Origin of the sequence: Bacillus sp. UNC69MF (assembly GCF_000746035.1) — a bacterium.
Taxonomy (GTDB): domain Bacteria; phylum Bacillota; class Bacilli; order Bacillales; family Bacillaceae; genus Bacillus; species Bacillus velezensis.
Genome location: NZ_JQKM01000003.1, coordinates 608,315 through 621,244, shown reverse-complemented (window position 1 = coordinate 621,244; position 12,930 = coordinate 608,315). Strand labels below are relative to the sequence as shown.

Annotated in this window: 11 protein-coding genes; 4 read left to right on the top strand and 7 right to left on the bottom strand. The window is 46.3% G+C overall.

Going from position 1 to position 12,930, the window contains the following annotated elements; genetic code table 11:
• The first annotated feature begins 257 nt into the window (after positions 1 to 257).
• Positions 258 to 1,565 (top strand): amidohydrolase family protein, encoded by a 1,308-nt coding sequence (locus tag BR62_RS0103095; RefSeq protein WP_032869630.1) that lies wholly within the window; start codon positions 258 to 260, stop codon positions 1,563 to 1,565.
• A 29-nt stretch (positions 1,566 to 1,594) separates the two neighbouring features.
• On the opposite strand, the gene BR62_RS0103090 is transcribed toward BR62_RS0103095, so the two are convergent.
• The 3 genes from BR62_RS0103090 to BR62_RS0103080 all read right to left on the bottom strand — a co-directional run bounded on the left by BR62_RS0103090 (position 1,595) and on the right by BR62_RS0103080 (position 4,190).
• Positions 1,595 to 2,569 (bottom strand): LacI family DNA-binding transcriptional regulator, encoded by a 975-nt coding sequence (locus BR62_RS0103090; RefSeq protein WP_007407368.1) that lies wholly within the window; start codon positions 2,567 to 2,569, stop codon positions 1,595 to 1,597.
• A gap of 68 nt (positions 2,570 to 2,637) precedes the next feature.
• Positions 2,638 to 3,306: a YczE/YyaS/YitT family protein gene (locus BR62_RS0103085; RefSeq protein WP_012118492.1), complete on the bottom strand. Its 669-nt coding sequence runs from the start codon at positions 3,304 to 3,306 to the stop codon at positions 2,638 to 2,640.
• Positions 3,303 to 4,190 carry a Cof-type HAD-IIB family hydrolase gene (locus BR62_RS0103080; RefSeq protein WP_032867017.1) on the bottom strand — a complete coding sequence of 296 codons (888 nt, stop codon included), beginning with the start codon at positions 4,188 to 4,190 and terminating at the stop codon, positions 3,303 to 3,305. The genes BR62_RS0103085 and BR62_RS0103080 overlap by 4 nt, the downstream gene beginning before the upstream one ends.
• A gap of 502 nt (positions 4,191 to 4,692) precedes the next feature.
• Here BR62_RS0103080 and BR62_RS0103075 point away from each other — a divergent pair.
• From BR62_RS0103075 to BR62_RS0103065, 3 genes are all read left to right on the top strand, one after another.
• A complete protein-coding gene (locus BR62_RS0103075) occupies positions 4,693 to 5,550 on the top strand; it encodes a MurR/RpiR family transcriptional regulator (protein ID WP_003151588.1) in 858 nt (285 codons plus the stop codon).
• Between the two features lie 172 nt (positions 5,551 to 5,722).
• Complete coding sequence (gntK, locus tag BR62_RS0103070) at positions 5,723 to 7,267, top strand: gluconokinase (RefSeq protein ID WP_007407372.1); 1,545 nt, start codon at positions 5,723 to 5,725, stop codon at positions 7,265 to 7,267.
• Positions 7,268 to 7,293: 26 nt separating this feature from the next.
• Complete coding sequence (locus BR62_RS0103065) at positions 7,294 to 8,622, top strand: GntP family permease (RefSeq protein ID WP_007407373.1); 1,329 nt, start codon at positions 7,294 to 7,296, stop codon at positions 8,620 to 8,622.
• A 35-nt stretch (positions 8,623 to 8,657) separates the two neighbouring features.
• Here BR62_RS0103065 and BR62_RS0103060 read toward each other — a convergent pair whose 3' ends face one another.
• The 4 genes from BR62_RS0103060 to BR62_RS0103045 all read right to left on the bottom strand — a co-directional run bounded on the left by BR62_RS0103060 (position 8,658) and on the right by BR62_RS0103045 (position 12,926).
• Complete coding sequence (locus BR62_RS0103060) at positions 8,658 to 9,380, bottom strand: LutC/YkgG family protein (RefSeq protein WP_032869628.1); 723 nt, start codon at positions 9,378 to 9,380, stop codon at positions 8,658 to 8,660.
• On the bottom strand, positions 9,380 to 10,810 hold the full coding sequence (locus BR62_RS0103055; RefSeq protein ID WP_007407375.1) for a LutB/LldF family L-lactate oxidation iron-sulfur protein: 1,431 nt from the start codon (positions 10,808 to 10,810) through the stop codon (positions 9,380 to 9,382). Before BR62_RS0103055 ends, BR62_RS0103060 begins: the two co-directional genes overlap by 1 nt.
• 27 nt (positions 10,811 to 10,837) lie before the next feature.
• The gene (locus tag BR62_RS0103050; RefSeq protein ID WP_007613889.1) at positions 10,838 to 11,554 is read right to left on the bottom strand and encodes a (Fe-S)-binding protein; all 717 of its coding nucleotides are present in this window, start codon (positions 11,552 to 11,554) and stop codon (positions 10,838 to 10,840) included.
• A gap of 181 nt (positions 11,555 to 11,735) precedes the next feature.
• Entirely contained in the window at positions 11,736 to 12,926 is a 1,191-nt protein-coding gene (locus BR62_RS0103045) for an aminotransferase-like domain-containing protein (RefSeq protein WP_032869627.1), read from the bottom strand.
• Between the last annotated feature and the right edge of the window lie 4 nt (positions 12,927 to 12,930).

The following is a 12,930-nucleotide window of genomic DNA, read 5'->3' as shown; positions in this document are numbered from 1 at the left end:
TGGAGAACACTAGTTGGCGTAACACGAAACAGTATAGAAGCATTTGTGGCGTTACAGCTAGTGTTTTTGAGTGTTTAAAGGAGATTTTCAGGATACAAATAACAATAACGAGAACATCAGGTGTAGAAAGTTGAATAAAAAACCTATATTTTTACAAAAATTGATAATAAAAGGTTGATATGGTACGGGTTTCATACTTTAAGATGATGATGTGTCTTCACTGAATACTAAATAAACATTTCCAGGAGGCGTTTCCTATGCAGTCTAGCACATCATTTAACAGCCCGGCTTACCTTGAAACAAATGGAGTAATGAAAATCGCTGATATAACCTATAGTAATAATGAATGGTTGAACTTCGATATTGGAGGAGAAGGGATTTTTAAGAAATCAGGTTCTTATTTAGTTCCATCTCTTCCAGTAGAATTTCATTGTCATGGAATCGGTGACTATGATTTTAGCAATTTAGATCAATTAGATATTGAAAAGATCAATACACTAGCTGAAATAGAAGGGATTTTCTGTGTACCCTCTATCTTTCTTCCTCATAATCAATTAGACCAATTTGCAGTCTTTATGAAAGAATTCCATACACAAAAGAGAAAAGGACGTTACCGTAATATTTTAGGTATTTCACTAGAAGGACCATTATTGGCCAGCTTTGCAGGCACACCGGAAAAAGGGAATTGGGCACCCTTAAAAGAAGAATGGGAAAAGATCGCTTCTTGCGGAGAATACGGTCTTATTTATACTGTACTGTCCCCAGATGCTATGACTGAAAACTCTTATCTAAAGAAATATATGACAGAAGAACATCCAAGTTTAGAATGGATTGTGGATACACTTGTGGAGGCTGGAGTAAAACCGGCGCTGGGTCACTTCCAAAAAGCATACCCAGAGGAAACCTCTGAACTTATAATGAAAGTTATAGATACAGCGCAAAAACGCAGCAATTACACTGGATCAGATGCCGTTTTAACAGATCATTTGTTTAATGATATGCCAAACAATTTTAAACACACCTGGAGAACACCCCAAGAAAGAGTACATAGATTAGAGGGGTTAAAAGATGCTCGGTTAGATAAATGGAACATAGATAATATCAACACACTTGTCGGAGAAGTTCCCGGTACTTTGATGAGAGCCGCGAAAGAAGGTTTATTAACCATTTGTATGAATTTTGATAGTGAACATGTAGACTTAGAAGTTGCACGACGGGTTGTAGAACTTGTTGGCTCTAAGGGTATTATAGCAATGACAGATCGCATTGACACAGATTCCATGTGCGGCCAATCACTGGAGAAAATTGAAGGGAATAATCTGTGGTATCAAGGGAAAGGGTATGTAGCAGCAGGGTCTTACACAATTGATCGGCTTATGCATAATATTCGTGCTATAGGTTTTAATGAGAAAGTTGTATGGAATATGACATCATTTGTGCCATTAAAAGCTTGTCATTTCCTAAATGAACTTGAAAACCTATCCATGAAGCCCTTCAGTTTTATAGATGAAACGAAAAAAAGAGCTCATTTCAAAGCGCCTGCCCCAGAGCTGGTTCTACGCTAAGCAAAAAAGACCACCATAAAGTGGTCTTTTTAAGTTGACTTTCTTTTCATAAGTTTTAGGTTCAACTTATTTATATTGGGGACATCTTTGTTATTCATTAAGTTATATAATAAATTTGCTGCTGTTTGTCCCAACTCTTTAATAGGTTGATGTATCGTTGAAAGTTCTATTACCTTAGATATCGGCTGATTATCAAATCCTATAACCGCCAGTTCTTCAGGTATTCGTATTCCCTGTCTTTTCGCTTCATAAATGATCCCCGCCGCAACATAATCACTTCCTACAACCATTGCCGCAGGACGAGGTGACTTATTTAGCAATAGTTTTGCTATTTCTATACCATTCTCAATAGTGTACTGTTCCTCAAAGTACCAATTATCACTCCATTTCAATCCGTATTCATTTTGAAAGTGAAAAAATGATTTTTTTCTGCTTATGCCAACACCGCTCTTAGGATTTCCTATACACAGACCAATGGATTGATGTCCTTGATTTCGCAGATGATCAATTGCCATTTTGATTCCTGACTCATGATTAATAAATATATGTGCAACCTGTTTGCTTGCAGAAGCTTCACAGGAAACAATATTGCCAAACCCAGATATCTCGTCGAGTACGTGAGGGGGGCTTACACAGGATCCCAAAATAAGACCGTCAATAAGTTTGTATTTCAGTCTGTTAAAAAACTCCATTTCTTGTTCAGGATCGTTATTTGATTGGTGCACAAGTAAACTGTAATTATGTTTATTACACTCTTCGCCTATTCCGGCAATCAGTTTACTGAAAAACGGATGGTTGATTTTAGGAACAATGACTCCGAATACATTTGTCTTCCCCCTGGATAGGTTAATCGCGTTGAAATTTGGTACATAATTTAATTCCTTCATAGCTTTTAACACAGCGTCCCGCTTCTCAGGTTTTACATAAGGATGATTATTGAGAACTCTGGAAACTGTTGTCCGAGAAACGTTCGCTTTCTTTGCTATCTCTGTAATGTTTGTCATTACTGTTACTCCTTCTTAGACAGCGTTATCAGGATTTTACACTGAACAACACAAGGGAAAATAAGCATTTAATGAATTGTTTTATCATGGCCTGCATGAATATGTGCGCCTTCCTGTCCCACACTATAGATAGAACGGGGCTTCCCCATCTTGTGTAATAGTTTGTCAAATAAACCTACTAATATCCCCAGACATAGCAACACAATGATGGTTCCTATCCCAATCGGCCCCTGAAGAATGATTGCAAGCACAAAAGCTAAAGCTTCCCCTATCGTCTTTGTAATATTAATACCCCAACCTGTACGTTCAGTAATAGCCAACATTAATTCATCATTCGGTATCGAAGGAAAAGATGCTCTTAAATAAATAGCGATTCCCATAGCCAATATACACAACCCTATCAAAAATAAACTCCATTGAAGAATGACAGCATCTGTTTTTAAGAACGAAAGAACCTTTAGGTTTAAAAGGTCAACAAAACTTCCAATAATAACAATCGGAATAAAACCGGCTAGATTAGGAAACCGCATTTTTATGAGGCTGTTTATAAAGATAAGGATTCCTCCGACAATGAAAACCCATGACCCGATTGTAAGGCCAATGAGTTCTGATAAAGCCACGTTCAGAGCATCCCAGGGGGCAATCCCGGTATTAGATTTAATCATACATACAACCCCCACGGATAAAATAAACAATCCGACAATATAGATTAAACACCTTTTCACAAAATGGCTCATGGCTGTATACTCCGCGGTTTAGGGTCTTCTTCTTTCGTCAGAATGTAATGATCAAAAGCATAAGATACACCACACTCATCATTCGATAACGTTTTAAAAGCAGCCAATTGAATAAGCTTCTTATCTGCATTTCCCATGGCTATCCCTATTCCTGCTGCATGAAACATAGGCAGATCATTTAAATTATCACCTATTGCGATTGCATTCCGCGCATCCGTTCCATAATGTTCACAAAGTTTATTTAATGACGCTCCTTTATCTACTCCTGCACTTGTGATTTCAAGATTGAATGCTCCTGAACTCGTTACGGCACACTCCTTCAGTTGTCCAAAATATTCTTTAGCTTTTTTTAATTTTCTTTGGTTTGGCGAAACGATCATACATTTTATGACATACCGATAATCGATAGGGTCAATTGTACCCGGTATTTCCTCTAACCCGTATTGATGTATTTGAGCTTTAATAGAATTCCAAAATACTTCTTGATTAAAATGAGGTTCTTCCATTACTGTATTGTAAAGTTCTTTTTCAAGCTGCTGAATTCCTTGATTTGATACGGCAATTTTGTCAGATAAGTAAAGCTGATAATAGATTTCCTCTTTATTTAACCATGTTATGATAGGTTGGATTACATCTGAATCCATAAAATGTTCGAATATTACCTGATTTCCCACATCAATTTGAGCGCCGTTTGAAGCAATAATCGGAAAATCCAAACCATATTTATTGATGATGTGTTTTGCATCAAATAAAGCTCTCCCTGTAGCGATTGTTACAAGATGACCTTGTTTTTGTCCAAGCTTTAAAGCTCTTACATCTTGTTCTTGGATAGTTAAGTTCTCTGATAACAGCGTGCCATCTAAGTCAATTGCAATTACTTTCATGTGAATTTCCTCCTCAGAGTTTAAAAATCATTGAAAGTATAATGTATGGTACGCGTTTCAGAGCAATTAGATTATTATATTAATTTGAAGTTTTTCTCCAGAAGCTGATTAGACCTGTGCTTCTCAAGTGTTCTCCTGCTTAATGATCCTTCTCTTTTGATTAATCCAGTTAATAAAGAACTGACTGCTAATGGCGGAACACTAATTTGAAGAAATTCATCTGGAACTTCAAGCGCTGGCAACTCACTAGAAACCGGACTGTAGCAGGACAGCTTTCCATCATGTGTTTGACTTATGGCCGGCGACTTGGGCACCGGCACTTTTCAGAGAACGATCACTTTTTGTAAAAATCGGATGTATGAAGTGTCATTGAGGCGGTGTCCCCGATATACTTTTCTCTTTTCTTTCATTTGCGGTAAAGAAAGCAAAACCTGATTCCCTTATGACAGAACTTGCTTTATCATAAAAGTATGCGTTTACATTCGAGTAGGGAGGTTATAGCATGACCCCTGTGAATTCAAGCAGCATCGGGAAGATTCAGGCGGCCAGCAAAGGTTTGTCGCCAAAATTGAGAGCGATTGCAGACCATATCGTGAAGGAACCGAAAGACGTGGTTCACCTTTCCATCATTCAGCTGGCGGAAAAAACGAAAAGCTCTGAAGCGACAATTTTCAGGCTGTGCAAACGGCTCGGTTTTTCCGGCTATCAGGATTTAAAAATCGCGCTTGCTCAGGAGATCGTTCAGGAGCCGGTGCAGCACATTCATGAAGAAATGAGCCCCGACGATGATATCGAAGTCATCATCCGGAAAGTTTTCCGTACAAACATTTCCGGTCTGACAGATACCTTTCAATTATTAGATCCGGCCGACGTTGAAAAAGCGGTAGAAATGATCCACCGAGCAGACAGAATTGAATTTTACGGAAACGGCGGTTCCGGGCTGATCGCCACTGACGCGTATCATAAATTTATGCGTACGGGTATAAATTGCATCGCGCACACGGATTCTCACTTTCAGGCGATGTCGGCGGGTCTTCTCGGTCCCGAAAGCGCAGTCATCGGCATTTCTCATTCGGGAAGCAACAAGGACGTGCTCGACGCGGTGAAAACGGCCAAATCGCTCGGCGCCGGCACGATCGGCATTACAAGCTACCAAAAGTCGCCGCTCACCCAGATTTCCGACGTGGTGCTGTATACATCAACAAGGGAGACGGCTTTCAGAACGGAAGCAATGTCCGCAAGGCTTGCCCAGCTGTCGGTCATTGATACACTGTATTTCGCCACGGCCCGGCTGCGGCAGGAGAAAACGCTCGCCAACTTGCAGCAAATCAGAAAAATGATCGCGCACAAACGTTTGTAATATATATTTTTCAAAAGAGAAAATGCCGATACAGCGGGAATTGAGGCAATTTTATGAAAAAAATTTTCTTCTTCATCGTTGATTTATAAAAAAATTATTCCTATAATTGACTTTGTAAGGGCATACATTATCAATCTATCTTATTATTCAATCAGATTAGGCGGGATATATTATGAAGGAAACCCAAGCTGTTATCGGTCTGGATATCGGCACGACCAGTACGAAAGCCGTTCTGTTCGGACCAAGAGGCAAAGTGTTAGCCAAGCATTCGGTTCACTATGATTTAATACAGCCAAAGCCGGCATGGGCCGAGCAGGATCCTGAGCACATTCTGGAAGCGGTTATCGGAAGCATCAGAGGCGCCGTCACAAAGGCCGGACTGAGCCCTGACAATCTGCTTGCAATCGGCATCAGCACCGCCATGCACTCATTGATAGCTGTCGATCAAAACGGCGGCCTGCTGACCAAAAGCATCATTTGGGCGGACAACCGCAGCGCCGAGCAATCAAAACGTATTTTAAAAGAGATGAACGGTTTTGATATTTATAAAAGAACGGGTACGCCGATTCACCCGATGTCTCCGCTTTCCAAAATTGTGTGGATGAAAGAACAGGACAAGGAGACATTCGCGAAAACCGCCAAATTCATCAGTATTAAAGAATATATTCTGCACGAGTTTTTCGGAACTTATGTCGTCGATTATTCGATCGCTTCGGCAACGGGGCTGTTCCGTTTAGATACGCTTTCCTGGGATGAAGAAGCGCTCCGGATTGCCGGAATCCGGGAAGATCAGCTGTCGGACATCGTGCCGACCACTCATCAGCTGCGCGGCCTTGCGCCGGAAATCGCTGCACGGATGGGCATTCATGCGGATACACCGTTTATTATCGGCGCAAATGACGGCGTGCTCGCCAACCTTGGAGTCGGCGCGATCGGCAAAGGCGAAGTGGCCGTTACGATCGGAACAAGCGGAGCCGTGCGTTCGGTGACGGATGCGCCGATTACGGATGAAAAAGCGCGGACATTCTGTTACGCGCTGACTGACAAGCATTGGGTCATCGGAGGCCCGACGAATAACGGAGGCATTATGCTGCGCTGGCTTCGAGACGAATTCGCTTCTCCGGAAGTCGAAACGGCGAAGCGGCTCGGCATTGATCCGTATGATTTAATGATTGATATCGCTGATAAAGTGCCCGCAGGCTCTGAGGGATTGCTGTTTCTGCCGTTTTTATCAGGGGAGCGCGCGCCGTTTTGGAATCCGAATGCCCGCGGAACGTTTTTCGGCATCAGCCTCCGCCATAAACGGGAGCATTTTATCAGAGCGGTGCTGGAAGGCGTCATCATGAGCGTCTTTTCAATCGGTGTCGCACTGAGAGATTTGGCGGGCCCCGCAAAAGACGTGCGGGCTTCGGGAGGATTTGCGAGATCGCCGCTGTGGAGGCAGATTTTGTCCGATACGATGGGACGGGAAGTCCTCGTTCCGGAAAGTTACGAAGCCTCGGCGCTCGGAGCGGCCGTTCTCGCTTTGCACAGCCTTGGCGAAATGGAACGGATCGAGGATGTTCAGGACTGGATCAGAATTTCTCACCGCCATGAACCGAACGTCAAAAACAGCGAAACATATATTGAGCTGTTTTACTTATACGAGCGGCTGTATGACAAGCTCAAAGATGAATTTGACGTCATCAGTGAATTTCAGCTCAAACAAAGCCGTTAATTCTTCTTTGAAAGGGTGAAAAGGTCATGTTACTGTTTATTGTCATTGCCGCTATTATCGTTTTACTCTTATTGATTACGGTCGCTAAATTAAATCCGTTTATCAGTCTTTTGATTACATCCATCCTTGTCGGTTTCGCAACGGGCATGAATCTGCCGGACATTATCGCTTCGATGAAAACCGGGCTCGGCAATACGCTGTCGCTGCTTGCGATCGTGCTGGCCCTCGGTACGATGCTCGGAAAAATGATGGCTGAATCAGGCGGTGCGGAGCGTATCGCCCACACCCTGATCGGCCGCTTCGGCAAAAAGAAAGTGCATTGGGCGATGATGGCCGTCGCTTTTATTGTCGGCATCCCGGTCTTTTTCCAGGTCGGCTTCGTCCTGCTCGTGCCGCTTTTGTTTACGATTGCGATTGAAACCGGGGTTTCATTAGTGACGATCGGGATTCCGCTCCTTGCGGGACTTTCCGTCGTGCACGGATTGGTTCCGCCCCACCCGGCGGCGATGGCGGCTGTCGGCATTTATCACGCCAATGTCGGAAAAACGATTTTGTTTTCTTTAATCGTCGGCATTCCGACTGCCATCATCGCAGGGCCGCTTTACGGAAAATGGATTGGTAAGCGCATTCATAAACCCGTTCCCGAACTGTTGAAAAAACAATTTATTGAACGGAATGAAAAACGCAAGCTTCCGGGATTCGCAAATACATTGTTTACGATATTGGTACCGGTGATCCTGATGCTTATGGCAACGCTTGCCGAAATTGCGCTTCCGGAAAAAAGCACGCTCTATGAAACTTTTAAATTTATCGGCGACCCTGTCACGGCGCTTTTGATCGCCACGGTTTACTCCTTTTTCAGCCTTGGTTTTTATCAGGGCTTTGACAGAGAAAGCATTTTAAAATTCAGCAATGACTGTCTGGGACCGATTGCTTCCATTCTGCTTGTGATCGGAGCCGGCGGCGCTTTTAACAACGTCCTGATTGATTCAGGCGTCGGCACGTATATCGCTGACATGGCGAAGCATTCAAGCTTCTCTCCCGTTCTTTTAAGCTGGACGATCGCGGCGGTCATCCGTGTCGCCACAGGTTCAGCGACTGTCGCCATGATGACGGCGGCCGGCATTGTTGCACCGATTGCATCTGTCATGCCGGGCGTCAGCAGCGAGCTTCTCGTATTGGCAACGGGAGCGGGCTCTTTGATTCTGTCACATGTCAATGACTCCGGTTTCTGGCTCATTAAAGAGTATTTCGGAATGACGGTCAAAGAAACGTTCCTGACATGGACGGCGATGGAAACGATTATTTCTGTCAGTGCAATCTGTTTTATCATGATCATTAACGCGTTTATATAAAAACAAACCCCGGCCGCAAACCGGGGGTTGTTTTTTTATCGGTCATTCACGAGGATATAAGCGGCTTTAACGGGTCCGTGGACGCCGACAACCAAATCCATTTCGATATCGGCCGAGTTGCTCGGTCCAGTAATATAGTTGATGCAGGAAGGAACGGTGACGCCGTCTCTGATCTGCTGTTTCAGTATATCGCTGGCCTGTGTCATTCTCGGCACAATGGAAGATTTCGGGATGATTGCGATATAGGTGGTCGGAAGCAGGCTGACAGAACGGCCGGCATGCTCTGACGCATACAAAACAACGGTGGCTGATTCCGCAAGCGTGATCTCGCTGAATGTGATGCCCACATTCGCTTGTTCCGCTTTTTCAATATTTTTCGCTCCTTGTTCCGCGTCCCATTCCCAAACGGGAACCCCTTCATCCGGCCACTCTTCTGTCATAAGGGTCTGCAAGCCGTACGTTTCAAACCGGCTGTCCTTCGGAATGATGACAGGCCCTCCTTCAAAGCGGTTCACCTGCGTGCGCAAAGCGTCGTAAAGCCCGGCTGCATCCGTTTCGATCAGTTCGGTATGAATGTTGACGCAGTGGTCTTTCAGCATCGTGACAAGATCGTCTTCCGTACAGCCCGCATGCGTTTGATATTGAGGCTGATACTTCCATTCAGGCAGGGACACGCCTGATTTCCTGCGCTCTCTGCCCAGACTTTCGGCGATCCGGTTTAAAAAGGATTCCTGATGTGTAACCGTCCCTTTCATCATCATTCTTCCCCCTTTTGTTTTTCCCGGTCTTTAAACCAATCTCTGAATCTCGATTTATGCGGCGCCGGGAAGTCCCGTATTGCCGTCCATTCTTTTAACGGCCCCGGCCCTTTTGATATTTTGTCATCTTCCGTAAACGGCGTCATGGCGGCAGGCGCCCATTTCGATCCCATTTTATAAAGGGACGGGGATGACGAGCCGAGCCCGAAGGCTTTCATCGCCAGTTTTTCGCTGATCGGCGCTTTGCCCTCTTTTTCCACGATGTTCTGCCGATGCTTGAGCAGCAGCTCGTGCAACGGAATTTTAACGGGACATGCTTCCGTACAGGCCGCGCATAAGGAAGATGCGTACGGGAGCTCCTTGTATTCGTCATATCCGCCGAGAAGAGGCGATAAGACGGCGCCGATCGGACCCGAATAGATGGACCCGTACGAGTGTCCGCCGACATGCCGGTACACGGGACAGACGTTGATGCAGGCGGCGCAGCGGATACATTGCAGCACTGATTGAAATTCCGTGCCGAGTATGCGGGAACGCCCGTTGTCCACAACCACGAGGTGGAATTCCTCAGGCCCGTCCGCTTCTCCTTGCTGCCGAGGTCCCGTCAGCGCCGTAATGTAACTTGTAAGCCGCTGGCCGACCGCGCTTCTCGTCAGCATGCTGACAAGCACTTCAAACTCAGAAAATGACGGAACGATCCGCTCCATTCCCATCACGGTGATCTGCGTCTTCGGCAGCGCGGACACAAGGCGGCCGTTTCCTTCGTTCGTCACGAGACTGACCGATCCGGTATCCGCGATCGCAAAGTTGCAGCCTGTAATGCCGACATCCGCTTCGAGAAATTTTTTCCGGAGAACGCTGCGCGCGTGCATGACGAGCTCTTCCGGTTTTTCCGTCTGTTTGTATTCGAGTCTCTCTTTAAACACGTCACGGATCTGCTCTTTGTTTTTATGAAGAGCGGGAGCAACGATATGTGACGGCGGATCGTGATCGTCAATCTGGAGAATGTATTCGCCGAGATCCGTTTCTGTGACTTCACAGCCCTCTTCCTCAAGCACTTCGTTCATATTGATTTCTTCTGTCACCATGGATTTGGATTTCACGATTTTTTTGGCGTTTTTCTGCCGGATGACATCGCGGATATAGGAGGACGCTTCTTCCGCCGTTTCGGCGAAAAAGACGTGTCCGCCTCTGTTGGCGACATTTTCGGCGAGCTGTTCCAAATAGAAATCAAGATTGTCCAGCACATGCTGTCTGATTTCTTCCGCATGTGAACGCCAATCCTCCCAGTTTCCCAATTCTTCGGCCGCCTGCAGCCTTCTTGTCCTGAGCCGTTCCTGCGCTCCGGAGACGGCTCCTCTCATAAACTCATTATCTATTCCTTCTGATACCCGCTCTTTAAAAGCGGCGGTACCGATTTTCATCGCCATGATTTTCCCCCCTTGTTGTTTCTCGTGTTATCTGCTGTTCAGCACTTCGGCGATGTGCATGACTCTGACGTTTTTATCCTTACGGTCAAGACGCCCGCCGATATTCATCAGACAGCCGCAATCCGCCCCGATCAGCACTTCGGCCTCCGTGTCTTCCACGCAGGCGACCTTCTCATCCACCATTTGTTCAGAGATTTGAGCCATTTTCACAGAAAATGTTCCTCCGAATCCGCAGCATTGGTGCTTTCCGGGAAGCGCGGTCAGCTCGAGCCCCTTGACATGGCGCAAAAGCTTCATCGGCTCCTCCGACACGCCGAGCAGCCTCGTCATGTGGCACGATGTATGGACTGTCGCTTTTTTATGCAGCACCGCCCCGACATCCTCCACCCCGAGAACGTTGACGATAAAATCTGTTAACTCATATGTTTTGTCCGCAAGCTGCTGCGCTTTTGCCGCCCACTTCGGATCGTCCTGAAACAGATGCGGATATTCACGGAACATCGTCGTACAGGAACCTGACGGACTAACGACGTACTCCGCTTCTTCAAATGCGGCAATCATCCGCTTCATCGCTTTTTTCGCATCCGTCACATACCCGCTGTTGTATGCGGGCTGCCCGCAGCAAATCTGCCCCTCGGGAAAATCCACCTCACACCCGAGCCGTTCCAGCACCTCAACCGTCGCCTTTCCGACATTGGTCTGGAACATATCCACAAGGCACGTGACAAATAATGAGACTTTCATGATGAACCCCTCTTTCATCCTCAATATGTGATCCGGTCATCTGATGACCTGTTTTTAGGAAAGCTCTATGAATATCCTACACTATTCTGAATATGGATTGGAAGGTTTTTCTGAAAAATCCTTTCGTCCGATGCGCTGAAGGGGACAAAAAAAGAGAAGCCCGAAAGCTCCTCAAGCTGCTCTACATCCCGTTTTCCAGCAGACGGCCCAGTTTTTGCACACCCTCTTTTATCGCGGCTTTACCGGCATAACTGAACGACAGGCGAAGATATTCCGCACCGTCTTCCTGATGCAGAAAAAAATATTTACCGGGGACATAGGAAACGCCGTGAGATAGAGCCCGCGCCAGCAGTGCGGACGTATCCGCCCCCGGCGCTTTCACCCATACAAAATAACCGCCTTCCGGCACGTGCCAGGATGCGGATTCCGGGAGATATCGCGCTGATGCGGCGAGCAAAACGTCACGTTTGCTTCGATATGCTTCCCGCAAGGCGGCGAGCCGTTCTTCCACATTCGTTTGTTCCAGATAGACGGCGGTCACCGCTTGGGAAAACGGGTGGCCTAAGTCTTTTTTTAACCAAGACAATGCCGTGATGAATGCGGCGTCCCCTGCAATCCAGCCGATTCTCATTCCCGGGGCGATGATTTTTGATAATGAACCGGCGTACAGCACCCGGCCGTTTTGATCCATGGCTTTCAAGGGCGGCGGAATATCGGTGAATCCGAGCTCGCCGTATGCATCATCCTCCAAGATGAGAAAATCATACGTTTCGGCAAGCTGAAGCAGGCGGGTTCTCCGCTTCGCTGACATTACGGTTCCCGCAGGATTCTGAAAAGCGGGTATCGTGTAGAGAAGACGGGGAAGCAGAAGCCCTTTTCGTTTTCTTTCCTCAAGCATGAACGCTAATGTTTCTGTTTGCAGGCCCTCTTGATCTGTCGGAATGCTCATGATATGCGGTGTGTAATTTTTAAACATCTCGAGCGCTTCCATGTAGACCGGAGCTTCAACGGCAGCGGCGGTTTGTTCATCGAGGAAAACACGTGCAGCCCGATCTATCGCCTGACAGGCGCCTGACGTCACGAGCAGCTCATCGTCCCGACAGTGAATGCCGCGGATGGCTAACCGTTCTTGAATCTGCTTTTTTAAAACGGCCGTCCTCGGGCTTCCCATATAATGCAGCGGCAGATCGCGCTCCTCATCCAGAAGGCGGGCGGCGGCTTCTTTCAGCTCCTTGTCAGGAACGAGTGCGGGATCGGGATAGCCGGAATGCAGGGGGATGCACGCTTTCGGAACTGCCGGCATCCATTCCCCGGGAGGATCGTTTGTCAGAGCTTTCTTTACATGGTCGGAAAAAAAAGATTCGGCCTGCATGTGA